The 23,499-nt window shown below is 74.6% G+C and carries 17 protein-coding genes; 11 read left to right on the forward strand and 6 right to left on the reverse strand.

The window, feature by feature from the left end:
• Positions 1 to 21 precede the first annotated feature (21 nt).
• Together ACZ4UB_RS05180 and ACZ4UB_RS05185 are read left to right on the forward strand one after the other, a co-directional pair.
• Positions 22 to 819 (forward strand): maleate cis-trans isomerase family protein, encoded by a 798-nt coding sequence (locus tag ACZ4UB_RS05180; protein ID WP_468068343.1) that lies wholly within the window; start codon positions 22 to 24, stop codon positions 817 to 819.
• Positions 820 to 869: 50 nt separating this feature from the next.
• Complete coding sequence (locus ACZ4UB_RS05185; protein ID WP_468068345.1) at positions 870 to 1,697, forward strand: PaaX family transcriptional regulator; 828 nt, start codon at positions 870 to 872, stop codon at positions 1,695 to 1,697.
• Between the two features lie 174 nt (positions 1,698 to 1,871).
• Here ACZ4UB_RS05185 and ACZ4UB_RS05190 read toward each other — a convergent pair whose 3' ends face one another.
• A complete protein-coding gene (locus ACZ4UB_RS05190) occupies positions 1,872 to 3,383 on the reverse strand; it encodes a glutamate synthase subunit beta (protein ID WP_468068346.1) in 1,512 nt (503 codons plus the stop codon).
• Positions 3,384 to 3,623: 240 nt separating this feature from the next.
• Here ACZ4UB_RS05190 and ACZ4UB_RS05195 point away from each other — a divergent pair, with 240 nt between their 5' ends.
• The 5 genes from ACZ4UB_RS05195 (at position 3,624) to ACZ4UB_RS05215 (ending at position 10,904) form a co-directional block, all read left to right on the forward strand.
• A complete protein-coding gene (locus tag ACZ4UB_RS05195) occupies positions 3,624 to 5,126 on the forward strand; it encodes an aldehyde dehydrogenase family protein (RefSeq protein ID WP_468068347.1) in 1,503 nt (500 codons plus the stop codon).
• Positions 5,123 to 6,733: a GMC family oxidoreductase gene (locus tag ACZ4UB_RS05200; RefSeq protein WP_468068348.1), complete on the forward strand. Its 1,611-nt coding sequence runs from the start codon at positions 5,123 to 5,125 to the stop codon at positions 6,731 to 6,733. Before ACZ4UB_RS05195 ends, ACZ4UB_RS05200 begins: the two co-directional genes overlap by 4 nt.
• Positions 6,730 to 7,791, forward strand: coding sequence for a quaternary amine ABC transporter ATP-binding protein (locus tag ACZ4UB_RS05205; RefSeq protein WP_468068350.1), 1,062 nt, complete (start codon positions 6,730 to 6,732; stop codon positions 7,789 to 7,791). Before ACZ4UB_RS05200 ends, ACZ4UB_RS05205 begins: the two co-directional genes overlap by 4 nt.
• 70 nt (positions 7,792 to 7,861) lie before the next feature.
• Positions 7,862 to 9,937 (forward strand): ABC transporter permease, encoded by a 2,076-nt coding sequence (locus ACZ4UB_RS05210; protein WP_468068351.1) that lies wholly within the window; start codon positions 7,862 to 7,864, stop codon positions 9,935 to 9,937.
• On the forward strand, positions 9,930 to 10,904 hold the full coding sequence (locus ACZ4UB_RS05215) for an ABC transporter substrate-binding protein (RefSeq protein ID WP_468068352.1): 975 nt from the start codon (positions 9,930 to 9,932) through the stop codon (positions 10,902 to 10,904). Before ACZ4UB_RS05210 ends, ACZ4UB_RS05215 begins: the two co-directional genes overlap by 8 nt.
• A 27-nt stretch (positions 10,905 to 10,931) precedes the next feature.
• Here the strand turns inward: ACZ4UB_RS05215 and ACZ4UB_RS05220 are convergent, their stop codons facing one another.
• Positions 10,932 to 11,183, reverse strand: a complete 252-nt coding sequence (locus tag ACZ4UB_RS05220; protein ID WP_354381084.1) for an EF-hand domain-containing protein — start codon at positions 11,181 to 11,183, stop codon at positions 10,932 to 10,934.
• A 113-nt stretch (positions 11,184 to 11,296) separates the two neighbouring features.
• On the opposite strand from ACZ4UB_RS05220, the gene ACZ4UB_RS05225 reads away from it, so the two are divergent.
• The 4 genes from ACZ4UB_RS05225 to ACZ4UB_RS05240 all read left to right on the forward strand — a co-directional run bounded on the left by ACZ4UB_RS05225 (position 11,297) and on the right by ACZ4UB_RS05240 (position 18,703).
• The gene (locus tag ACZ4UB_RS05225) at positions 11,297 to 11,881 is read left to right on the forward strand and encodes a DinB family protein (RefSeq protein WP_468068353.1); all 585 of its coding nucleotides are present in this window, start codon (positions 11,297 to 11,299) and stop codon (positions 11,879 to 11,881) included.
• A gap of 172 nt (positions 11,882 to 12,053) precedes the next feature.
• On the forward strand, positions 12,054 to 14,711 hold the full coding sequence (gene lanKC / locus ACZ4UB_RS05230; protein ID WP_468068354.1) for a class III lanthionine synthetase LanKC: 2,658 nt from the start codon (positions 12,054 to 12,056) through the stop codon (positions 14,709 to 14,711).
• Complete coding sequence (locus ACZ4UB_RS05235) at positions 14,708 to 14,851, forward strand: SapB/AmfS family lanthipeptide (protein ID WP_467961304.1); 144 nt, start codon at positions 14,708 to 14,710, stop codon at positions 14,849 to 14,851. Before lanKC ends, ACZ4UB_RS05235 begins: the two co-directional genes overlap by 4 nt.
• Before the next feature lie 120 nt (positions 14,852 to 14,971).
• Positions 14,972 to 18,703, forward strand: a complete 3,732-nt coding sequence (locus ACZ4UB_RS05240; protein WP_468068355.1) for an ATP-binding cassette domain-containing protein — start codon at positions 14,972 to 14,974, stop codon at positions 18,701 to 18,703.
• 21 nt (positions 18,704 to 18,724) lie between these two features.
• On the opposite strand, the gene ACZ4UB_RS05245 is transcribed toward ACZ4UB_RS05240, so the two are convergent.
• The 4 genes from ACZ4UB_RS05245 to ACZ4UB_RS05260 all read right to left on the reverse strand — a co-directional run bounded on the left by ACZ4UB_RS05245 (position 18,725) and on the right by ACZ4UB_RS05260 (position 23,449).
• Positions 18,725 to 19,333, reverse strand: coding sequence for a response regulator transcription factor (locus tag ACZ4UB_RS05245; RefSeq protein ID WP_468068356.1), 609 nt, complete (start codon positions 19,331 to 19,333; stop codon positions 18,725 to 18,727).
• Positions 19,334 to 19,597: 264 nt separating this feature from the next.
• Positions 19,598 to 20,662 carry a DUF8017 domain-containing protein gene (locus tag ACZ4UB_RS05250; RefSeq protein WP_468068357.1) on the reverse strand — a complete coding sequence of 355 codons (1,065 nt, stop codon included), beginning with the start codon at positions 20,660 to 20,662 and terminating at the stop codon, positions 19,598 to 19,600.
• Positions 20,663 to 20,804: 142 nt separating this feature from the next.
• Positions 20,805 to 22,397: an outer membrane protein assembly factor BamB family protein gene (locus ACZ4UB_RS05255; RefSeq protein ID WP_468068358.1), complete on the reverse strand. Its 1,593-nt coding sequence runs from the start codon at positions 22,395 to 22,397 to the stop codon at positions 20,805 to 20,807.
• Positions 22,398 to 22,498: 101 nt separating this feature from the next.
• A complete protein-coding gene (locus ACZ4UB_RS05260; RefSeq protein ID WP_468068359.1) occupies positions 22,499 to 23,449 on the reverse strand; it encodes a GDSL-type esterase/lipase family protein in 951 nt (316 codons plus the stop codon).
• Positions 23,450 to 23,499 lie beyond the last annotated feature (50 nt).

The following is a 23,499-nucleotide window of genomic DNA, read 5'->3' on the forward strand; positions in this document are numbered from 1 at the left end:
CCACCGAACCGAGGAGCCCGCATGCCGCACCCGCCCACCTACCGCATCGGCCAGATCGTGCCGAGCTCGAACGTGACGATGGAGACGGAGGTGCCGGCCATCCTGCGCGCCCGGCAGCGCGTCGCGCCGGAGCGCTTCACCTTCCACTCCAGCCGCATGCGGATGACGCACGTGACGCCGGAGCAGCTCAGGGCCATGGACGCCGACTCCGACCGCTGCGCCGTCGAACTGTCCGACGCGCACGTCGACGTACTCGGGTACGCCTGTCTGGTGGCCATCATGAGCATGGGCCTGGGCTACCACCGCGAAGCGGAGCAGCGGCTGCACGCGCGGACCGTGCAGAACGGGGCGCCCGCGCCCGTGGTGACCAGCGCCGGGGCCCTGGTGCAGGGCCTGCACACCATGGGCGCGCGGAAGGTGGCGCTGCTCGCTCCGTACATGCGCCCCCTCACCCGGACCGTCGTCGACTACCTCACCCACGAGGGGATCGAGGTCCTGGACTACCGGGCGCTGGAGATACCGAACAACCTCGACGTGGCCGCGCACGATCCGGCCCGGCTGCCCGAGCTGGCCCGCGCCCTCGACCACGGCGACGCGGACGCGGTGGTCCTCTCCGCCTGCGTGCAGATGCCCTCGCTCGGGGCCATCGAGGAGGCGGAGCAGATCCTGGGCAAGCCGGTCGTCTCCGCGGCCGTATGCACCGCGCACCAGCTGCTGCGGGCCCTCGACCTGCCCGCCGTCGCCCCCGGGGCCGGGCACCTGCTGTCCGGTGCGTACGCCGAGTCGCCGCTGGTCCGGGGGTCCGCCTCGGCAGGGTGAGCCGGCAGGGACCTCGGTAGGATCGCCACCGCATCCAACGGAAGGCGATCATGTCGGACAGCCCCCTCAGGCCCAGCTCGTTGATCAACACGGTCTACGGGGCGTTTCTGCGCGGTATCGGCGGCTGGATCTCCATCGCCGACCTGATCACCCTCATGTCGGAGCTGGACGTGGAGAGCCAGGCCGTCCGCTCGGCGATCTCGCGGCTCAAGAAGAAGGGCGTCCTGGAACCGGAGCGGCGCGGCGCCACCGGCTACCGGCTCAGCCCGGCCGTGCACCCGGTCTTCGACGCGGGCGACCGGCGCATCTTCGCCAGCCTGGAGCCGGCGGACCTGGCGGACGGCTGGGCCCTCGCGGTGTTCTCCGTCCCGGAGTCCGAGCGCTCCCACCGCTACCAGCTGCGCACCCGGCTGACCTGGCTCGGCTTCGGCAACATCGCCTCCGGCGTGTGGCTGGCGCCGGGCCGGGTGCTCCCGGACGCCCACGCCGTGCTGGTCCGGCTCGGGCTGAGCGAGTACGTCCACCTGTTCGCCGCGGCCGACTACGCCGCCTTCAGCGACCTGCCCGCGGCGGTCAGCTCCTGGTGGGACTTCCCCGCGATCCAGGCGCAGTACGCGGAGTTCACCGACGCCTACGCTCCGGTCGCCGCCCGGCTCGCCGGGCAGCCCGCCATCGACCCGGCCGAGGCGTTCCGCCACTACGTCCCCATGCTCACGGCCTGGCGCCGCCTGCCGTACCTGGACCCCGGCCTGCCCGCCGAGCTGCTCCCCCCGGACTGGAACGCCATCGGAGCCCGGCAGGTCTTCCAACAACTGCACGAGGTACTGGCCACCCCAAGCCTGCACCACGTACAGAACGTCATCACCCCGCCCCAGTAACCCCCCGCACCCGGCCGGGGCCGGGGCCGGGGACGGGCAGGAGTGTCCCCGCAGGACGAGCGGTCCCCACCGCCCCCCTCCTCCGACCACCCCGCAGCCGCGAGCCGAGGAGACACTCGTGCCCGTCCCCGGCCCCGGCCCCCACCCGACCCGCCCGCCCCCCGCGCCCCCACGTCACCACGCACCCCCCTCGGCCGCCCGGAGCAGCGGCCCGTCCTGGGCCCGGACGGGGGCGTGCAGGGCGGTGCGACCGGTCAGGTAGCGGTCGGCGGCCGCCGCCGCGGAGCGCCCCTCCGCGATCGCCCACACCACCAGCGACTGACCGCGCCCGGCGTCGCCCGCCACGAACACCCCCTCCGGAGCCCGCCCCGCAGGCCCGAGCGCCGCGAAGTCCGCGGACCGGGCGAAGTCGCCCCGTTCGTCGCGGACGAGCCCGAGCTGTTCACCCAGGGGACAGCCCCGCTCGGGACCCGTGAATCCCAGCGCCAACAGCACCAGCCCGGCCTCGATCACCCGCTCGGTGCCGGGAAGGGAGCGCCGCTCCACCCGCTCCACCGCGGTCAAGCGCACGGCACGCACCCGCCCCCCGGCGTCGCCCAAGAAGTGCAAGGTCGCACTGGAGAAGGCCCGCGGGTCGACCCCGTCGCGGCCCCGCGCCTCCTCATGGGCGTGGGAGACCCGGTAGACCTTCGGATACAGCGGCCAGGGCTGGCCGGCGGAGCGGGTGGGACCCGGTTCCGGGTTGATGTCGAGCTGGACCACCGAGCGGGCACGTTGGCGCAGCGCGGTGCCCAGGCAGTCGGAGCCGGTGTCACCGCCCCCGACGATCACCACGTGGTGTCCCTCGGCATTCACCCCGGGCACCGCGATGTCGCCCTGCGCGACCCGGTTGGCTTCGGTCAGGTAGTCCATCGCCTGGTGGATGCCCCGTAGCCCGCGGCCGGGCACCGGCAGGTCCCGGCGCTCCGTCGCGCCGACCGCGACGATCACCGCGTCGTGGGTGGCCCGGAGCCCGGCCGCGTCGATCCGGCCCCCGACGTCCGCGTCCGTGCGGAAGACGGTCCCCTCGTCCCGCAGCTGCTGGACGCGGCGGTCCAGGTGGGACTTCTCCATCTTGAAGGCCGGTATGCCGTAGCGGAGCAGTCCGCCGATCCGGTCGGCCCGCTCGAAGACCACGACGTCGTGCCCGGCGCGTCGGAGCTGCTGGGCGGCGGCGAGACCGGCCGGACCGGAGCCGATGACGGCGACGGTCTTCCCGCTGGGACGGGCGGGCGGCGCGGGAGCGGTGTACCCGTGCGCCCAGGCCTGGTCGGCGATGGCCTGTTCGACGTTCTTGATGGTCACCGGCTCGGCGTTGATCGCCAGGACGCAGGCGTCCTCGCAGGGCGCCGGGCAGAGCCGGCCGGTGAACTCGGGGAAGTTGTTCGTGGCGTGCAGCCGGTCCGAGGCGGCCCGCCAGTCGCCGTGGGCGGCGTAGGCGTTCCACTCGGGGATGAGGTTCCCCAGCGGGCAGCCCGCGTGGCAGAAGGGGATGCCGCAGTCCATGCAGCGGTTGGCCTGCTCGGACACCAGGGGCAGCGAGGTCTGCCCCGCGTGGACCTCGCACCAGTCGCCGAGCCGCTCGTCGGCGGGGCGCGCCGGTACGGAGCGTCGCGGCGTCCTCAGGAAGCCGAACGGGTCGGTCATGTGCCGCCTCCATGACTCCCGTGCGGATACGGCGGTCCGACCAGGTTACGTCCGGTTCATCCGTATTTCCCAGTGGCGGGAGAAGCCCTTCCCGACACCCCCGGACCCATCACCTGCAACGTGACACCAGTCACTTCCCGTGATGTGAGGGACATGAGTGACGAAAGCCGGGGCACGCGAGCCGCACCGTACCGACATCGCGGACGAGCCGCGGTGCGACATCCGGAGGTACAGCGCGTCGTGTCCGAACAGCAGAGCATCCACACCGCCGGAAGGTGGCGGTCGTCCTCGACCGGCGCCACGCGGGAGGTCCTCGATCCCGCCGACGGCAGTGTCCTCGCGGTGGTCGCCGAGGGCACCGCCGCGGACGCGGACGACGCCGTCGGCGCGGCGCGCGCCGCCTTCGACCGCGGCCCGTGGCCGCGGACCCCGGTGGCCGAGCGCGCGGCGCTGCTCAGGCGCACGGCCGACCTGCTCCAGCGCGAGCGGGAGCGGATCGCGCTGCTGGAGAGCCTGGACGCGGGCAAGACCCTCGCGGAGGGCCGCACGGACGTGGACTGCGTCAGCGATGCCTTCCGGTACTTCGCCGATCTCGTCCTCGGCGAGGGCGGCGGGCGGGTCGTGGACGCCGGATCGTCGGAGATCCACAGCGTGGTCGTGCACGAGCCGGTGGGCGTGTGCGCCCTGATCACCCCCTGGAACTACCCGCTGCTCCAGGCGAGCTGGAAGGTGGCCCCGGCGCTCGCCGCGGGCAACACCTTCGTGATCAAGCCGAGCGAGCTGACCCCGCTGAGCACGGTCGTCCTGATCGAGCTGCTGGTGGAGGCCGGGCTGCCGGCCGGCGTCGCCAATCTGGTGACCGGCGCCGGCGACCCCGTCGGTGCCCGGCTCGCCGCCCACCCCGACGTCGACCTCGTCTCCTTCACCGGTGGTCTCGGCAGCGGCACCAAGGTCGCGCACGCGGCGGCCGACACGGTGAAGAAGCTCGCCCTCGAACTGGGCGGCAAGAACCCCAACGTCGTCTTCGCCGACGCGTGCGCGACGCCGGCCGGCTTCGACACGGCCGTCGACCAGGCCCTCAACGCCGCCTTCATGCACAGCGGCCAGGTGTGTTCGGCCGGTTCCCGGCTGATCGTCGAGGCGTCGGTGCGCGACCGGTTCGTGGCCGAACTCTCCCGCCGCGCCGAGCGGATCCGGCTCGGCCGGGGCACCGACCCGGGCGTCGAGTGCGGCCCGCTGGTGTCCGCCGCCCAGCGCGAGCGCACCGAGTCGTACGTCGCCTCCGCGCTCGCCGCGGGCGCCGTACTGCGCGCGGGCGGCGAACGCCCCGAGGGCCCGGGCTACTTCTACCGTCCGACCGTCCTGGACCGCTGCGACCGCCGGATGCGCGTCGTGCGCGAGGAGGTCTTCGGACCGGTGCTGACGGTGGAGACCTTCCTGACCGAGGACGAGGCGGTGACCCTCGCCAACGACACCGAGTTCGGACTGGCGGGCGCGGTGTGGACGTCCGACCAGGGTCGCGCCCGCCGCGTGGCGGGCCGGCTGCGCCACGGCACGGTCTGGATCAACGACTTCCACCCCTACCTGCCGCAGGCCGAGTGGGGCGGCTTCGGCAAGTCCGGGATCGGGCGCGAGCTCGGGCCCTCGGGCCTGGCCGAGTACCGCGAGACCAAGCACGTCTACCAGAACCTCGCCCCCCGTCCCGTCCGCTGGTTCGCGGGCGGAGAGGAGACCTCCGCATGACGGCGCACACACACCCGGGGAGCACCCCCGAAACCACCGCGACCGCCGCGACCACCGCGGCCCCCGCACAGCCCTCCCCGGTCAGCACCCGGGAGTTCGACTACGTCATCGTCGGCGGCGGCACCGCCGGCTCGGTGATCGCCTCCCGGCTGACCGAGGACCCCGACGTCACGGTCGCCGTGATCGAGGGCGGGCCGAGCGACGTCGACCGCCCCGACGTGCTCACCCTGCGGCGCTGGATGGGGCTGCTCGGCGGCGAACTCGACTACGACTACCCCACCACCGAGCAGCCGCGCGGCAATTCGCACATCCGGCACAGCCGGGCCCGCGTGCTCGGCGGGTGCTCCTCGCACAACACGCTGATCGCCTTCAAGCCGCTTCCGTCGGACTGGGACGAATGGTCGGACGCGGGGGCCGAGGGCTGGCACGCCGCCGCCATGGAACCCTACTTCGACAGGCTGCTGAACAACATCGTCCCCGTCGGCGAGGCCGACCGCAACGCCATCGCACACGACTTCGTGGCGGCGGCCGAGCAGGCGCTGGGCGTGCCCCGGATCGAGGGGTTCAACGCCAAACCCTTCCACGAGGGCGTCGGCTTCTTCGACCTCGCCTACCACCCGGAGAACAACAAGCGTTCCTCCGCGTCGGTGGCCTACCTGCACCCGGTCATGGCCGAGCGGCCCCACCTCACCCTGCTGCTGGAGACCTGGGCGCACCGGCTGGAGCTGGAGGGGACGCGGGCGCGCGGGGTGCGCGTACGGTCCGCGGACGGCGCCGAGTCGCTGCTCCTCGCCCGCCGCGAGGTGGTCGTGTGCGCGGGCGCGGTCGACACGCCGAGACTTCTGCTGCACTCCGGGATCGGCCCGCGCGAGCAGCTGACGGCGCTCGGCATCCCGCCCGTGCACGACCTGCCCGGTGTCGGCGAGAACCTCCTCGACCACCCCGAGTCGGTGATCGTGTGGGAGACGGACGGCCCGATACCGGAGAACTCCGCGATGGACAGCGACGCCGGACTGTTCGTGCGCCGCGACCCCGCGTCCCCGGGTCCGGACCTGATGTTCCACTTCTACCAGATCCCCTTCACCGACAACCCGGAGCGGATCGGCTACGAACGCCCGGCGCACGGCGTGTCGTTGACCCCGAACATCCCCAAGCCGCGCAGCCGCGGCCGGCTGTACCTCACCAGCGCGGACCCGGAGGTCAAACCGGCCCTCGACTTCAGGTACTTCACGGACGAGGAGGACTACGACGCCCGCACCCTCGTCGACGGCATCAAGATCGCCCGCGAGATCGCGGCGGCGGAGCCCCTGGCGGGCTGGCTCACGCGCGAGGTGTGTCCCGGTCCGCAGGTCACCGGCGACGAGGAGCTGAGCGCGTACGCCCGTTCCGTCGCGCACACCGTCTACCACCCGGCGGGCACCTGCCGGATGGGGGCCGCGGACGATCCCGGGGCCGTGGTGGGGCCGGACCTGAGGGTGCGGGGGCTGGACGGCATCCGGATCGCCGACGCCTCCGTGTTCCCGACGATGCCGGCGGTCAACCCGATGATCGGCGTGCTGATGGTCGGCGAGAAGGCGGCCGAACTGCTGGTGGGGGGTGCGCGATGAACGCCGACGCGCCCGTCTTCGCCGTGCAGGACCTCTGGAAGGTGTTCGGTCCCCGGGCGGCGGCCGCCCGGGTGCCCGGCTCGGAGCACGCCGAGCTGTCCGCGTCCCGGTTGCGCGAGCGCACCGGCTGCACCGCGGCCGTCCGGGACGTCACCTTCGACGTCCACAAGGGCGAGTCCTTCGTCGTCATGGGCCTGTCCGGTTCCGGCAAGTCCACGCTCGTGCGCTGCCTGACCCGACTGATCGAGCCCACCGCGGGCTCCCTGTCGATCGACGGCGAGGACGTCCTCGCGATGGACCGGGCCCGGCTGCGGGACCTGCGCCGCCACCGCGCCGCCATGGTCTTCCAGCACTTCGGCCTGCTGCCGCACCGCACCGTGTTGGACAACATCGCCTACGGGCTGGAGATCCAGGGGGTGGGCCGCGCCGAACGGCGCTCCAAGGCCGCCGAGATGACCGTCAAGGTGGGCCTCGAAGGTCTGGAGGAGCGCCGCCCCGACGAGCTCTCCGGAGGTCAGCAACAACGCGTCGGCCTCGCCCGCGCACTGGCCGCCGATCCCGAAGTCCTGCTGTTCGACGAGCCGTTCAGCGCGCTCGACCCGCTGATCCGCCGCGAGATGCAGGAGGAGGTGGGCCGCCTGCACCACGACGAGGGCCGCACCATGGTCTTCATCACCCACGACCTGTCCGAGGCGCTGCGCCTCGGTGACCGGATCGCCCTGATGCGCGACGGGCGGATCGTGCAGCTGGGCACCCCGGAGGAGATCGTCGGCTCCCCCGCCGACGACTACGTGCGGGACTTCGTCCGCGACGTGCCGCGCGAGCAGGTGCTCACCGTGCGCAGCGCCATGCGCCCCGCCACGGCGGAGGAGGCCGAGCGGGGCGTGTCCCTCGCCCCCGCCACCACCATCGCCCTGGCCATCGAGGCGGTGGTCCGCAGCGGCGGCCCCGCCAGGGTCGTCGACGGGGGCCGCTGCCTGGGGGTCGTCGACGACGCCGCCCTGCTCGCCGTCGTCGCCGGGCTACCCGGCCCGGCGACCGGGGAGGTGGCGGCATGAGACACCCCACCGCCGCGCGCCCCCGCGGCCGCGCCGTACCGCTCCCGGCCGGAACGCGGGGGTGGCGCCGATGACCGCCCCGTCCACACCCCTGCGCGAGGGGCCGCGCGCGGACTCCCGCGATCCGCGCCCCCGGGGGGCCCGCACCGACCCCGGCGCCCGCTCCGCCGCGGCTCCGGCCGCCGGTGCGGGCGGGCGCGGCGCCGGCTCCACCGCCCGCTTCCGCGTCGGCCGCAAGGTCCTGCCCCTCGCCGTCGCCGCGGCCGTCCTGGGCACCCTCGGCGTGCTGTACCCGGGCGGCGGCAGCTGGCCCGGTTCCCTGGCCGTCGACCTGTCGGCGCCGCTGGGGCGAGTCGGCGAGTGGATCATCGACCACCGCGACAGCCACCCGCTGTTCCTCTACTTCTTCGGGCACGTCAGCAACGCCGTCGTGGTCTCCGTGCGCGCCGTCTACGTGGTGCTGCTCGCCGCCGGATGGCCCGGGGTGACCGCGCTGGCCGGGCTGGTCGCCTGGCGGCTCGCGGGGGTCCGGCTCGCGCTGACCTCGATGGCCGCGTTCGCGGCGTGCGGCCTGCTGGGCATGTGGGTGCCGACGATGCAGACGCTGGCCCTGATGGCCGTGGCGGTCGGCGCGGCCGTCGTCGTCGGCGCTCTGCTCGGCCTCGCCGCCGGGCTCTCGCCCCGCACGGAGCGCGCCCTGCGGCCCGTCCTGGACACCATGCAGGTCCTGCCGGCCTTCGCCTACCTGCTGCCGATGGTGCTCGTCTTCGGCATCGGGGTGCCCGCCGCCGTGCTCGCCACCGTGGTGTACGCCGCCCCGCCCATGGCCCGCCTCACCGCGCTCGGGCTGCGCGGGGCCGACGCGGGGGTCCTGGAGGCCGCCGCCTCGCTCGGCGCCACGGGGCGGCAGCGGCTGCTGACCGCCCGGCTCCCGCTGGCCCGGGGGCAGATCCTGCTGGGCGTCAACCAGGCCGTCATGACGGGCCTGTCCATGGCCGTCATCGCCTCGGTGATCGGCGCGGGCGGCCTCGGCGACCGGGTCTACCAGGCCCTGGCCTCCGTCGACGTCGGCGCGGCCCTGGCCGCGGGCATCCCGATCGTGCTGCTCGCCGTCGTACTGGACCGCACGGCCGCCGCGGCGGGCTCCCGGCTGGGCACGGCCCGGCCGGCCGCCGAACTCCCCTTCCTGCGCCGGGTGTTCGCCGGTTGGTACGGGGGGCTGTTGTGCGTGCTCGCGGCCGTCGCCGTGGCGGTGGCGGGTCGGATGCTGGGCGCCGCGCAGTGGCCCGCCTCCTGGACGATCTCGCTCGCGGATCCGGTCAACCGGGCCGTCGCCTGGATGACCGACCACCTCTACTCGGGGGTCCCCGTCGTCGGCGGCACCGCCGACTGGGCCGCCGGCTTCACCGGGCTGCTCCTCGACCCCCTGCGCAGCGGGCTCCAGTCGACCCCCTGGTGGCTGCTGCTGCTGGCGGTGGGCGCCGTCGGCCTGCTGGTCGGCACCTGGCGCAGCGCCCTGGGCGCCGTGCTGGCCCTGGCCGCCATCGGGGTGCTCGGCGTGTGGGACCCGGCGCTGGACACCCTCTCGCAGGTGCTCGCCGCCGTCGCGGTGACGCTCGTGCTCGGCTTCGCGGTCGCCATCGGCGCCGCCCGCAGTGCCCGCGCCGAGCGGCTGCTGCGGCCCGTGCTGGACGTCTGCCAGACGATGCCGCAGTTCGTGTACCTCATCCCGGTCGTCGCCCTGTTCGGGGTCGGCCGGGCGCCCGCGGCGGCCGCGGCCGTCGTCTACGCGCTGCCCGCCGTCGTCCGCATCACCACGCAGGGCCTGCGCGAGGTGGACCCCTCCGTAATGGAGTCGGCGCGCTCCCTCGGCGCCACCGGCGCCCAGCAGCTGCGCCAGGTCCAACTCCCGCTCGCGCGGCCCGCCCTGCTGCTGGCCGTCAACCAGGCCGTGGTCCTGGTCCTGGCCGTCGTGATCATCGGCGGGCTGGTCGGCGGCGGCGCCCTCGGCTACGACGTGGTCCTCGGCCTCGCCCAGGGCGACCTGGCCACCGGGCTCGTGGCGGGCGCGGCGATCGTCTGCCTCGGCATCCTGCTCGACCGCCTCACCCAGCCCGCGTCCACGAAGGAGGCCGGGAATGCCTGAGCCGACGAAGATCCGCCGCAGGAGCGCGGTCGCGCTCGCCGCCGCGACCGCCCTGGCCGTGCTCACGGGCTGCGGAGCGGCCGACATGACCCGCCAGACCTCCCCGTACGCCGCCGCCCGCGGCGCGAAGACCGTCACGCTGTCGGTCCAGTCCTGGGTCGGCGCGCAGGCCAACACCGCCGTGGCGGGGTACCTGTTGGAGCACGAACTCGGCTACCGCGTGGACACCGTCCAGGTGGACGAGGTGCCCGCCTGGGACGCCCTCAGCCAGGGCCGGGTCGACGCGATCCTGGAGGACTGGGGCCACCCCGAACAGCAGGCGCGCTACGTGGAGCGGAAGAAGACCGTCGTCGACGGCGGCGGCCTCGGGGTCACCGGCCACATCGGCTGGTTCGTGCCGACGTACTTCGCCGAGGAGCACCCGGACGTCACCGACTGGAAGAACCTCGACAAGTACGCCGATCAGTTCCGGACGGCCGAGAGCCGGGGCAAGGGCCAACTGCTGGACGGCTCCCCCTCGTACGTGACGAACGACAAGGCGCTGGTGCGGAACCTCGGTCTCGACCTGGAGGTGGTCTTCGCGGGCTCCGAGGCGGCCCAGATCACCCAGATCAAGCAGTTCGCGAAGGAGCGCAAGCCCTTCCTGACGTACTGGTACCAACCCCAGTGGCTCTTCGACCGGGTCCCCATGACCGAGGTCGAGCTGCCCGCGTACGCGCAGGGCTGCGACGCGGACGCCGAGAAGGTGGCCTGCGCCTACCCGCACACGCCGCTGCGCAAGTACCTCAACGCCCGCTTCGCGGACGAGGGCGGGCGGGCGGCCGACTTCCTGAAGAGGTTCCACTGGGGCGTCGCGGACCAGAACGAGGTGGCCCTGATGATCGCCGAGGAGAAGCTGTCGCCGCGGCAGGCGGCGCAGAAGTGGGTGGAGCGCCACGAGGACGTCTGGCGGCCCTGGCTCGGCTGACCCGCCGGGGTCGGCCGTCCGGTCCGGCTACCAGCCGAAGCGGCGGTCGGCCTCGCGCTCGAACTCCTCGTAGGTCAGCACGTCGTCGCCGTCCAGGTTGGCCCGGTCGAAGAGGGCGGAGGAGCCGTCCACGTCGCTCACGCCCCAGAAGGGCAGCACCCCGGCGGCGGCGAGGGTCGGGCCCTTCGTCCGCAGGGCGGATATCACCTCGACGCGGGTGAGGACGCCGTCGCTGTTCAGATCGAGGGCGTCGAAGAGCTTGCGGGCCTTGTCGCTCATCACGTGGTCCTTTCGGCAGGCGGGGTGGCGGGGCGGGGATCCGGATCCGCCGGAGCGACAGCCTATGACCCGCCCCGCACCGCCCCGCCCCCGGCATGGCAAGCTCGTGCCACATGATCGACGAATTCGCGAAGGACACCCTGCACACGAGACTGCGGCGGGACCGCACGGCGCTGCTCTGGAAGCTCGACGGCCTGTCCGAATACGACGCCCGCCGACCTTTGACCGCGACCGGGACCAACCTCCTCGGCCTGGTCAAACACGTGGCCAGCGTCGAGGCCAGGTATTTCGGCGAGGTCTTCGACCGCCCTTCCCCGGAGGCGCTGCCCCGGTGGCAGGACCACGACGGCAGCGATCTGTGGGCGACCGAGGACGAGACGCGCGACCAGATCGTCGCGTTCTACCGGCGCACGGGGGAACACGCGGACGCGACGATCGACGGGCTCGCCCTCGACGCCCCCGGCCACGTGCCGTGGTGGCCGGAGCCCCACTCCCACACGAACCTCTTCGCCGTCCTGGTCCACGTCCTCGGCGAGACCAACCGGCATGCCGGGCACGCCGACATCCTGCGCGAGGTCGTCGACGGCCGCACCGGGATGCGGCCCGAACACGAGACGCGGATCGACGAGGAGGCCCGCGCCGCGTACCGCGCGAAGATCGAGCGGGCCGCCCGATCGGCCCCACCGCTCACGGCGTAGTCCCTCCACCCCGCGGACCGGGGCCGGCCCGTGGCGTCGGCCGCTTCGCGCGCGGCCGGTGTGCCAAGTGACGCGTGCGTACTGCACGTCGCATCGGTGACAGCCGTGACTGTCGCGGCACCCGGCCCGGGTGACACGGTGATGCAGCCGGCCACCGACCGAGGGAGTACGGGTGAACAAGGGGTACGCCGCCTTCTGCGACGCAGACCGCTGGTTCTACGACGCGCCCCACCGGCGCGCCGAGGAGAACTACCCGGCCGCGCTCGCCCCCGTACCCGAGGGGTGGCGCTCCCACCGCAGCGGAGACTGGTACGCCCTGCGCCCGATCGGATCCGAACTGCCCTCGCAGGGCTGGAAGATCCACGTGTCGGCCACGCTGGACAACGCCGAGTCGGTCCTGGAGCGGGTCCGCTCCTACTGCCTGGCCCGGCACATCGCCTTCAAGTTCGTGCCGAGCCGCTACCTGCTGCACCTGCGCAACGCCAAGTACGCCGACCGCGCGGCCAGCGGCAAGTTCCTCACGGTGTATCCCGCCGACGAGGACCAGTGCCGCCGCATCGCCGAGGACCTCGACGGGCTGCTCTCCGGGGAGCCCGGACCGTACGTCCTGAGCGACCTGCGCTGGGGCGCGGGCCCGGTCCACCTGCGCTACGGCAGCTTCACCCTGCGGCACTGCTACGACGAGCGCGGCGAGCTGGTCCCGGCGGTCGAGGACCCGGCCGGGCGCCTGGTCCCGGACACCCGTGGGCCGGCGTTCCAGCCCCCGGAGTGGGTCGAGCTCCCCCCCTTCCTGAAGCCGCACCTCGACGCGCGCTCCTCGGTCACCCTCGCCGACCTCCCGTACACCGTGGAGCGGGCCCTGCACTTCTCCAACGGCGGTGGGGTCTACGCCGCCCGGGACACCCGCACCGGTGAGGCCGTCGTGCTGAAGGAGGCCCGGCCGTACGCGGGCCTCGCCGCCGACGGCGCGGACGCGGTGACCCGACTGCACCGCGAGCGGGCCGCGTTGGAGCGGCTCGCCGGGCTGGACTGCGTCCCGTCCGTCCTGGACTCCTTCACGATCGGCGACCACCACTTCCTCGCCCTGCAGTACTTGGAGGGCAAGCCCCTCAACACCTACTTCGCCCGCAGGCATCCGCTGATCGAGGCCGACCCCGCGCCGGCCGAACTCGCCGCCTACACCGCGTGGGCGCTGACGATCCACGAGCGCGTGAGCGAGGCGGTCGCCGCCGTGCACGCCCGCGGGGTGGTCTTCAACGACCTGCACCTCTTCAACATCATGGTCACCGAGGACGCCGCGGGCGAACCGTCCGTCGCCCTGCTGGACTTCGAGGCGGCCGCCCACGTCGACGAGGGGCTGCGGCAGACCGTCGCCAATCCCGCGTTCGTCGCTCCGGCCGGCCGCCGCGGTTTCGCGGTGGACCGCTACGCCCTGGCCGCCCTGCGCCTGGCCCTGTTCCTGCCGCTGACGAGCCTGCTCGTGCTGGACCGGGCGAAGGCGGCGCACCTCGCGTCCATCGCCGCGGAGCAGTTCCCCGTGCCGCGGCGGTTCCTGGACGAAGCCGTCCAGGAGATCCTGTCCGGGCCGGACGGGGACGACGCCGCGGGGCCCGTCTCCGGCTCGGGTCGGATACCGGCTCCGGCGGGACCGTACCTCCCCGTCGCGCCCGGGAACTGGCCCGCCGCCCGGGACTCGATGGTCGCGGCCCTGCGCGCCTCGGCCACGCCCGGCCGGGAGGACCGCCTCTTCCCCGGGGACATCGCCCAGTTCAGCACCGAGGGCGGTGGCACGGGCTTCGGTTACGGAGCGGCCGGGGTCCTCTACGCCCTGGCCGAGACCGGCGCCGAACCCTGGCCGCAGGCCGAGGAGTGGCTGCTGGCCCGGACCGCGGAGCCCGGCTCCGGGACGCCGCTCGGCTTCTACGACGGCCTCGCGGGCACGGCCTGGACCCTGGACCGCCTCGGCCACCGGGAGCGGGCGCTGCACCTCGCCGGGCTTTTGTTGGAGCAGCCGTGGCAGGAGATCGGCCCCGACCTGCACAGCGGGCTCGCGGGCGTGGGCCTGGCCCTGGACGCGCTGGGCACGTCGACGGGCGAGGGCGAGCTGCACGCGGCGGCCCTGCGCTGCGCCGAGCTGCTCTGCCGGGACGGCGCCGCGCCGCGGCGCGCCGGCCTGCTGTACGGCGGCGCCGGCCCGGCCCTCCTCTTCCTGCGCCTGTACGAACGCACCGGCGAGCAGGAGTACTTGCTGCGCGCGGGCGCCGCCCTGCACCACGATCTCGACCGGTGCGTGACGAGCGCCTTCGGCACCCTCCAGGTGGACGAGGGGTGGCGCACGATGCCCTACCTCGGCGAGGGCAGCGTGGGCATCGGCATGGTGCTGGACGACTGGCTGGCGCACGGCTCCGAGCAGCGCTTCGAGCAGGCCCGGCTGGAGATCGTACGGGCCGCCCAGGCCACCTTCTACGCGCAGCCCGGGTTGTTCCGCGGCGCTGCCGGGATGGTCCTGTACCTGGCGCGGACCAGCACCCCGGGACCGGGCACGCGCGCGGCCGACGTCGCGCGCCAGATCGACGCCCTGGCCCGGCACGCGGTGCCCTACCAAGACCATCTGGCCTTCCCCGGCGAGCAGTTGATGCGGCTGTCCATGGACCTGTCCACGGGTACGGCCGGCGCCCTGCTCGCCCTCGGCAGCGCCGCGCCCGGCGGGCGCGCGCAGCTGCCGTTCCTCCCACCGCTGCGGCGCGCCGCGGCGGTCCCAGAGCCGGTCCCGCACCACGGGGCCGTGACCCATCAGGATGACCCAGCGAAGAAGAGGATTGTGACATGACGCTTCTCGACCTGCAGTCGATGGAAACCATCAAGGAAGAGACCACGGAGGCCACCTTCGGCGGCGGCGGCGGTGGCGGCAGCCGGGCCAGCCTGCTGCTCTGCGGGGACAGCAGCCTGAGCATCACGACCTGTAACTGATAGGTCCCTCCGGGCCCGGGCGGTTCACCGCCCGGGCCCGCACCCCGTTTCCGGATCCCGTGGGGGCCGATGCCGCCCGTGGGCGCCGGCGCCGCCTGTGGAGGCCGTGGAGCCTTGCCGATGACCTCGCCCGATCCGTCCGACGGGGCGGCGCTCGCCCGCGCCGGCGACCGCGCCCTGGTGGCGGCGGCCCGTGACAGCGCGGGGCGCACCGCGGCCGTGGGCGCGTGCTCACTCGGCGCCGCCGGCGCGGCCCTCGCCGAACCGGCCGTCCTCGGCCACACCCTCGACCTGTTGTTGCGCGGCGCCCCGGGCGCCCCCGCCTGGACCGCGTGGTGCGCCGTGGTCATCGCCGCCGAAGTGCTGCTGGACGCCGCCGTGACGCGGCTGACCGGCCGGGTGAACGGCCGCTCGACCGCGTGGTTGCGCCGCCTCGGTCTGACCCGGCTCCTGGGCACCGCCCCGCACCACGCGGGCCGGCTCCCGCCCGGCGACGTGGCCGCGCGACTGACCGCGCACGCCACCGAGGCCGGGACCGCGCCCGCGGCCGCGGCCGGCGCCGTCGCCTCCTTGCTGCCGCCGCTGGGCGGTCTGATCGCGCTCTTCGTCATCGACGTGTGGACCGCCCTCGCCTTCGTGGCCGGACTGCCTCTGCTGGCGCTCCTGTTGCGGTCCTTCGCCCGTGATTCGGCTGCCAGCGTGGGCCGTTACCAGCAGGTCCAGCTGGCGATGGCGGGGCTGCTGGCCGAGGCCCTCGCCGGCGCCCGCACCATCGCCGCGGCCGGCACCCTGCCCCGCGAACAGGAGCGGGTCCTGCGGGAGTTGCCCGCCCTGGGCGTCGAGGGCCGGCGGATGTGGCGGGTGTACGGCGGGACCACCGCCCGTACCTCGGCGCTGATGCCGCTACTGCTGTACGTGGTGCTTGGCGTGGGCGGGATGCGGCTCGCGGCGGGCGCGCTGGGCGTGGGCGCCCTCCTCGCCGCCGTCCGGTACGCCGGGCTCGCGGCCGGGGTGGGCGCCGTGACCGGACGGCTGGCGGCCGTGGTGCGCGGCCGGGCCGCGGCGCGACGCACCGCGACCCTCCTGGCGCTGCCCGAAATGACCTACGGTACGCGGGAGTTGCCCCCGGACGGGCCGGGCACGCTGGAGCTGCGCGGGGTCCGGGTGGAGCGGGAGGGTCGCGCGGCGCTGGACGGCGTCGATCTCGTCGTGCCCGGCGGTACGACGGTCGCGGTGGTGGGGCGCTCCGGATCGGGCAAGACGCTGCTCGCCGCGGTGGCGGGGCGGCTGACCGACCCGGACGCCGGTCGGGTGCTCCTCGACGGGGTACCGCTGGAGGAGCTGTCCGCCGAGGCGTTGCGGCGCGACGTGGGGCACGCCTTCGACCGGCCCGCGCTGGCGGGGGGCAGCGTCGCCGGGGCGATCGCCTTCGGCTCGGGTCCGCCGCCCGGGCGGGCGCGGGTGCGGGCCGCGGCGCGGGCGGCCGGGGCCGATGCGTTCGTACGGCGCCTGCCCGACGGGTACGACACACTGCTCGCGGACGCTCCGATGTCCGGCGGCGAGGTCCAACGCCTCGGCCTGGCGCGGGCGTTCCTGCGCGCGGGGCGCCTGCTCGTGCTCGACGACGCCACCTCCAGCCTGGACACGCTCACCGCGCGCGAGGTCGAACGGTCCCTGGCGGAGCGGGTGCGCCCGGGCACCCGGCTCGTCGTGGCCCATCGCATCTCCGCGGCGGCCCGCGCCGACCGGGTCGTCTGGCTGGAGGGCGGCCGGGTCCGGGCCACCGGCCCGCACGCGACCCTGTGGCAGGACCCGGACTACCGCGCGGTCTTCGCCGCGCCGCCGGACCCCGATCAGCCGACTGCCGATCCGCCGGCTGGGGCGGCCCCGGCGGTCGCGGACACGGCGGACAACACGGCGGCCGGCGACGCGACGGTGGCCGGGGCGGCGGCGTCGGACCGTACGACGGCCCGCCCGGCCCCCGCGTCCGGGCCGGCGCTCCCCCGGCCCGTACCGAAGACCGCGGCCGGTGAGGGTGCCGGTGCCGGGCCCTGGCGGCGGGTCGGCGGGGAGGGGCGGCGGTTCCTGCGGGGCCGGCTCCGGCCCCTGGGCGCGCTGGCGCTCTGGTCACTGCTGGAATCGGTCCACACCTTCCTCGGCGGGTACGGCGTGGCCCGCGCCCTGGACGACGGGTTCCTGGCCGGCCGGGTCGACACGGGTGTCCTGTGGCTGACGGCGGCCGGGGTCGGCGCGCTCCTCGGCGGCGTCGCCCTGCGCGGGGTGTTCCTCGCCCTCGCGGAGCTCGTCGAGCCCCTGCGGGACGGGCTCGTCCGCCGGGCCGTGCGGCACGCGCTGGGCGCCGCGGTCGCGGATCCCGCGCGCGCCGCCGGCACGGGCGCGGTGTCCCGGCTGACCCAACAGAGCGAGATGGCCCGGGACTCCTTCGCCGGACTGGTCCTGACGGCCCGTTCGTTCCTCTTCACCGCCGTCGGCGCGCTGCTCGGCATGGCCGCGCTGGCGCCCGTACTGCTCGTCGTCGTGGTGCCCCCGCTGCTCCTGGGCCTGGCCGTCTTCCTGGCCACGCTGCGCCCCATGGCGGCCGTGCAGCGGGAGTCCCTGGACACGGACGAGGCGCTCGCCGCGCGGGTGGGCGAGGTGGCGGCCGGGCTGCGCGACATCGTGGCGTGCGGGGGCGGCGGGGCCGCGGCCGCCGGCGTGGAGCCGCTGGTCGCGGCGCAGGAACGGCTCACCGGGCGGCTCGCGCTCTGGGGCGCCGTGCGGACGCTGGCCCTCGGGGTGGCCGGCCGGGCGCCGGTCCTCGCCCTGCTCGCGGCCACGCCCTGGCTGCTCGGCGGTGGGCTCACGGCGGGCGCGCTGGCCGGCGCGCTGACGTACCTGACGCAGTCGCTGCTGCCCGCGCTCGACACCCTGATGGCCGCGCTCGGTTCCGCGGGGACCCGGTTGCTGGTGGTGCTGGACCGCTTCTGCGGCCCGGAACCCTCCGCCCCGCCCCCCGGGAGCCCCGACACCGTGGCGGAGCCCGGGGCCGGGCACGGCGGCGCGACCCCGCGGACCCGGGCGGCCTCGGAGGACCCGCGCCGGCCGGTTGCCGCCGCGGAACTGCGCGGCGTCGGCTTCGCCTACGGGCCCCGCGCGCACCCCGTGCTGGACGGGCTCGACCTGACGGTCCGGCCCGGCGAGCACCTCGCGGTCGTGGGGCCCAGCGGGATCGGGAAGTCCACGCTCACCGCCCTGTTGGCGGGGCTGCTGCCGCCCGGCGCGGGCACGGTCCTGGTCGCCGGTGCGCCCGCCCGGCCACCGGGGCCGACGCACGGCCCGGACCCGCGGCGCACGCTCCTGCCCCAACAGGCCTACGTGTTCACCGGCACCGTGCGCGAGAACCTGACCCACTTGTGCCCGCGCCCGGCGGAGGTGCCCGCGGAGCGGGTGGGGGCCGTGGTGGACGCGCTGGGCCTGGCGCCGCTCCTCGGGCGGCTCGGCGGCCCGGACGCCACCCTCGACACGGCCCGCCTCTCCCAGGGGGAGCGGCAGTTGCTGGCGCTCGCCGCCGCGTACCTCTCCCCCGCCCCGCTGCTCCTGCTGGACGAGGCCACGTGCCATCTCGACGCGGAGACCGAGGAGCGTGCCGAGCGGGCCCTCGCGGCTCGGCCCGGCACGCTGGTGGTGGTGGCCCACCGGATCTCCTCGGCCGCGCGCGCCGACCGGGTGCTGGTCCTGGACGGGACCCGGGCGGTGTGCGGGACGCATGCGGAACTACCGGCGCGCTCGGCCCTCTACCGGGACCTCGTGGGGATGTGGAGCGCGGGCGGCGCGGTCACCTCGACGCGCTGAGCCGCCCGGTCCGACGGCCCGCTACACCCAACCGGCGCTGCGGGAGATGCGTATCGCGTCTATGCGGTTGCGCGCGCCGGTCTTTCGGGTCACGGCGGCCATGTAGTTGCGGACGGTGCCGCTGGCCAGGTGCAGGGCCCGGGCGATCTCGGCGATCGAGTCGCCTTCCGCGGCGCGGGCCAGGACGCTCAGCTCGCGCGGGCTGAGCGGCACCGGGTCGGCCTCCAGGAAGGCCGAGGCGAGCGAGGCGTCGATGAACCGCTCGCCCGCGGCCACCTTGCGCACGGCCCGGACGAGCTGGCCGGGCGAGCCGTCCTTGTCGACGTATCCGCGGGCCTTCGCCTGGAAGGCCCGGCCGAGCGAGCCAGGCGTCCCGGCCGTGGCCAGGACGAGCAGCGGGGTCGGCGGGTCCAACAGTTGGTGATCGGTGTGCCCCTCGCCGGCGAGGACGGCCGTGGCACCCGGACAGTCCACGTCGACGACCGCCACGTCTGGTCGTAAGGTCCGCGCCCGGCGCGCCGCCGTCCTCCACCCCACCGACGTGACGTCGAACTGTCCTTCGGATCTCAACAGGGCGGCCAATGCCGATCCGACGAGGCTGACGCTGTGCAGTACGAGGACCTTCGTCATGCGGAACTCTCCAGGGACGACGCGAGCGGGTGCGGCAAGGACCATTCAGCACCTTGCGGCTGCCCCGGGACCGGCCTGCCGGAACGTCACCTCCGGGGGCGCGTGGGGGCGCGTGGCCATAAACGGGCGCCTCCTGAGTGCTCCCGCACGCCGCAGTGCTGACAGCTCACCTCCGACCGCCCCGCCCGGCCTCCCGGATACGGCTGGATACCGACCCTCCCGGCACCGCCGGGAGGAGCCCGCCGATACCGACAGGCGTTCGGGTCATGGAGTCGCGGGCGGATCCGTGGGGGTCACCGCCGTCAGCCGGACCGTGCTCAGGATGCGCATGACCAGCTCGTCGCCGACCGCGCCCGGGACGCCGGTCCGCCCGTAGAAGTCCCAGGCGACGAAGTCGCCCTTGGCGTTCTTGAAGCCGAAGACGATCGACCGGCCGTCGCCCGAACACTTGTTGCTCTTCTTGGCGCCCTCGGAGTGCGAGGTGAGGTAGGTTCCCTTGACCCCCGACTTGGTGGTGTATTCCACTGGTTGGTCGGTTTTGACCGCGTTCTTGTCCGGCTGCGTGTAGGCGGCGTAGACCCAGACCGGGGCCATCTTCTCCGCGACCTCACGGGTGTCCTTCGCGCCGGCGGCGCCCTTGGTTCCGGTGGCGGCCAGCTTGTAGTTGTCGGTCCGACCGTCGCCGTCCCCGTCGATGCTGCACCACTTCGACTTGTAGAAGGCGGGCGCCGTGTGCCCGATGAGGATCTTCTCCTCGTCCGCGTCGTCCGCGTACCCGCTGAAGACGGTGGGCGGCGCGACCTCCCAGTCGGCCGGGACGTCGAAGGCCGTGCCGTGTTCGGGGTTGACGACCGACTTCCAGCCCTTGATCGTCGGCGGCACGGTGTTCGCCGGCGTGGCCGAGGACGACGGCGCCGCCGATCCGGAGGCGGAGCCGGAGCCGGACGGAGCGGCGGGCGACGGCCCGGACGGGGAGACGTCCTTGCCGTCGATCGCCCGGTCGTCGCCCCCGCCGGTGTCGTCCCGCAGCAGGACCACACCGGTGACGGTGGCCGCGGCCACCACCACGGCGGCCGCCGCGCAGACGGCGATGACGACGGTCCTGGAGCGCTTGGCGGGGCGCGACGGTTGGTACGGCGGTTGGTACGGCTGCTGCCCCTGCGCCTGCGGCATGCCGTACGGGCCCCCCATCGGGTAGCCCGAGGGGGGCGCGGCGGGCGGCGCGGCCGGGCCCGGGGGGAGCGGCGCGCCCGGCGGCTGCCGGTACGGGTTGTGGAACTCCTCGGGCGGGCCCTGCTCGCCCCCGGGTGTCTGCTGTCCTGGCCACATGCCGGGTAACGATAGGCGCGCCGGGGTGCACCGGCCACAGCGGGTCCGGCACCGCGGCCCGCCCGTCGCCCGCCCGTGACCCGGCACACAACCGGAGCCGCTCGCACCGGTGTTCACGGGCTCGGGCCCGGGCTCCGCAGGGCTACTTGCCGAACGAGAGGATCGAGTGGTCCACCTTCTCGGGCTCGGGGCCTTGTACCCGGCCGTTGAGCAGGAAGAGCCGCCCGCCCAGCCAGGCCGGGTGCACCCCGTGCGAGTAGAAGACGGATTCGGGGCCGCGCGCGGCCGCCGGGCTCTGGAGGAACACCTGCGGGGCACCACCGCCCGGTTCGAGCGTCGCCATCGCGCCCGAACGCCCGCCGCCGGCCGCGATGTACACGATGACCTTGCCGCCCTCGACGGCCAGCGGCCACATGGAGCGTCCCTTGTCCGGGGCGGCCGCGTGCCACTTCTCCTGGCCGGTGGCCAGGTCGACGGCGATGACCTCGGTCGTCTCGTCGAGGCCGAGATAGGGGCCGACCTTGCCCCCGGCGACGTAGAGCGTGTCGGCGTCGACCACGGCGCCCGGGCAGTCCTGGAGTCCGTCGGCGTGCCCGAAGCCGTTGCAGCGGCCGCTCACCCCGAACTTCGATTCGCTCTGCGAGCGGACCTTGCCGTCCGCGGTGAACGCCGTGATGTTCCAGGCCTTCTTGGCGGAGTTGTGGGCGGCGACGACCAGCGGGTCCACGGACAGGACGCGGCCGATCGTCCAGCCCTGCTCGTAGGTGTGGCTCCACTTGGCCTCGCCCGTCGCGGGGTCGACGTCCTCGATCACGGCGGCGGGCTTCGGGTCGAAGCAGTTGCGCAGCCGGATCAGCCGAGCGCCCCCGGCGAACCCGGAAGGGGAACAGCCCGTCTTCGGCGTGCCGAAGAGCTTCCTGCCGTCGGTGACCGAGAATCCGCTCGCGACGGCCGACCGGGCGACCGCGACGGTGTCACCGCTGATCGCCATCTCGACGCTGGAGGAGGTGTCGAAGCCGTTCTCCTGCGGCACCGCCACCTTCCAGCCGGGCTTGCCGGTGACCAGGTCGACCTGCTGGAGGTGCGTGCACTTCGCCTTCGCCTCATTGGTCTCCAGGACGGCGACGACCAGCTTTCCGGCCGCCGTCGGAGCCGGCGGCACCCCGCACAGCGGAGTCTCCAGCGCGATCTTCCACACGTCCTTGCCGTCACCCGCGGCGTATCCGGTGATCTCCTTGTACATGGCCTTGACCACGACGTCGCCGACCCGCCAGGGGCCGAACTGCTCGGCTCCCGAGCCCGCCAGCTGCGTCTGGTTCGAGCGCAGCCAGACCCTCCCCTCGCCGGGCTGGATGCCGGCGTTGGGGTCGTAGGGCTCCGGGCCGCCGCCCGGGCCCTTGCCGTCCCCCTTGTCCACCGTGGGGGTGCCCGTCGGGGCCTTCGACGTGGCTTCGTCGGCGACGGGTCCGGGGGTGGAGCCGTGGCCTCTGCCGGCCACCGCGTACACCGCCCCGCCGATCACCAACAGGCCCGCCACCAGCGCCGCGACCAGCGCGACGGGCCTGCGGGCCCCGACGGTGCGCGCGAACGGACCGCGGCGCCCGGTGCCGGGCGCGGGCGGCGGCGGGCCACCGAACTGGCCCGGCCCGGGCGGGGGCTGGGCCTGGGCGTACGGGTTCGCCGGATCGGGCCCGTAAGGGGGTGGGGTGGGGCCGCCGGGCTCGTGACTGCTCATGGGAAGAGTGTGACCCGTGCCGATTTCGCGGACCAGAGGCCCCCCGGTACCGCCGCGGCCGTACGCCGGAAGCGCAGGTCAGCGGCCCAACGGCCGTTGCCTCAGCGGCTCATGGCGTCGAGGTGCCGGTGCAGGAGCCGGTGGCCCTCGGCGTCGGGGTGCAGTCCGTCGACGAGCAGCTCGCCCCTCCCGCGCAGCGGCTCCCACAGGTCGAGGTGGTCGACGTGGTGTTCCCCGCACCACTCCCGCACCGTCGCGCGCAGCGCCCGCGCCCGCTCCTCGGTGAAGCGCAACCCCTCGTAGTCGCCGGTACGTTCCTCATCGAGCCAGGTCGGCCCGGCGACGACGAGGCGCGCGCCGCGCTGGAGGGCCGTGGCGGCCAGCGAGTCGAGGTGCTCCCCGATCCGCGTCAGGGGATCCCCGTGCTGCGGCGCGCGGCCCTGCGGCGCGTCGAGCGGCAGGGCGCAGTCGTTGATTCCGGCGGCGACGACCAGGGTGTCGGGCCGGCGGGCCGCCAGGAGCGCGGGCGTCTGCTCACTGACGTCGGCCAGGGTGCTGCCCGGAACCGCGAGGTTGAAGACCCGGTGCGCGGCCTCGTCGCCCGCGATGTGCGCGCCCGCCAGGCGGGCCGCCCAGCCGCCCCGCGGGTCGCAGCGCCCGTAGGCGATGCTGTCGCCCACGATCACGATGCGCTCCGCCGCGCGCAACGGCTTCGCGTCCAGGTAGGCCCAGGCGCTCTCCCCGCAGGACAGGAGCACCCGGCGACGGGCGTAGTCGTCGACCTCGTAGGCGTCGGCCGCCGCCAGTTCGGCGTCGGTCAGGCGCATGACGACGCCCTCGACCACGGCCCCGATCGCCCGCGCCAGTGTCAGGTGCACGGCGAGGCCGCTGGCCGCGATGACGGATTCGTCCGTGATCGCCAGCGGCCGGGTCGTGTGCCCCGCCAGCGATGCCGCGGAGGTGGGTACGGCGTGGCCGAAGAGGGTGGTCTGGACCCGCTCGTCCTTCAGCGTGCCGAAGGAGAACAGTGTGTGGGGACGTGATTCGGTCACTGTGAGCCGCGGGCCCTTCCGTACGGGGATGATCACGTCACCCTAACGGG

The sequence above is a fragment of the Streptomyces sp. NPDC028419 genome (genome assembly GCF_055565515.1).

What these genes read in the sequence shown, in the direction of transcription:
- ACZ4UB_RS05190 (WP_468068346.1), bottom strand. Translation starts at nt 3,383, where the DNA reads ATGACCGACCCGTTCGGCTTCCTGAGGACGCCGCGACGCTCCGTACCG.
- ACZ4UB_RS05255 (WP_468068358.1), bottom strand. Translation starts at nt 22,397, where the DNA reads ATGAGCAGTCACGAGCCCGGCGGCCCCACCCCACCCCCTTACGGGCCC.
- ACZ4UB_RS05250 (WP_468068357.1), bottom strand. Translation starts at nt 20,662, where the DNA reads ATGTGGCCAGGACAGCAGACACCCGGGGGCGAGCAGGGCCCGCCCGAG.
- ACZ4UB_RS05240 (WP_468068355.1), top strand. Translation starts at nt 14,972, where the DNA reads ATGACCTCGCCCGATCCGTCCGACGGGGCGGCGCTCGCCCGCGCCGGC.
- ACZ4UB_RS05200 (WP_468068348.1), top strand. Translation starts at nt 5,123, where the DNA reads ATGACGGCGCACACACACCCGGGGAGCACCCCCGAAACCACCGCGACC.
- ACZ4UB_RS05220 (WP_354381084.1), bottom strand. Translation starts at nt 11,183, where the DNA reads ATGAGCGACAAGGCCCGCAAGCTCTTCGACGCCCTCGATCTGAACAGC.
- ACZ4UB_RS05180 (WP_468068343.1), top strand. Translation starts at nt 22, where the DNA reads ATGCCGCACCCGCCCACCTACCGCATCGGCCAGATCGTGCCGAGCTCG.
- ACZ4UB_RS05245 (WP_468068356.1), bottom strand. Translation starts at nt 19,333, where the DNA reads ATGACGAAGGTCCTCGTACTGCACAGCGTCAGCCTCGTCGGATCGGCA.
- ACZ4UB_RS05215 (WP_468068352.1), top strand. Translation starts at nt 9,930, where the DNA reads ATGCCTGAGCCGACGAAGATCCGCCGCAGGAGCGCGGTCGCGCTCGCC.
- ACZ4UB_RS05235 (WP_467961304.1), top strand. Translation starts at nt 14,708, where the DNA reads ATGACGCTTCTCGACCTGCAGTCGATGGAAACCATCAAGGAAGAGACC.
- ACZ4UB_RS05225 (WP_468068353.1), top strand. Translation starts at nt 11,297, where the DNA reads ATGATCGACGAATTCGCGAAGGACACCCTGCACACGAGACTGCGGCGG.
- ACZ4UB_RS05210 (WP_468068351.1), top strand. Translation starts at nt 7,862, where the DNA reads ATGACCGCCCCGTCCACACCCCTGCGCGAGGGGCCGCGCGCGGACTCC.
- ACZ4UB_RS05205 (WP_468068350.1), top strand. Translation starts at nt 6,730, where the DNA reads ATGAACGCCGACGCGCCCGTCTTCGCCGTGCAGGACCTCTGGAAGGTG.
- ACZ4UB_RS05185 (WP_468068345.1), top strand. Translation starts at nt 870, where the DNA reads ATGTCGGACAGCCCCCTCAGGCCCAGCTCGTTGATCAACACGGTCTAC.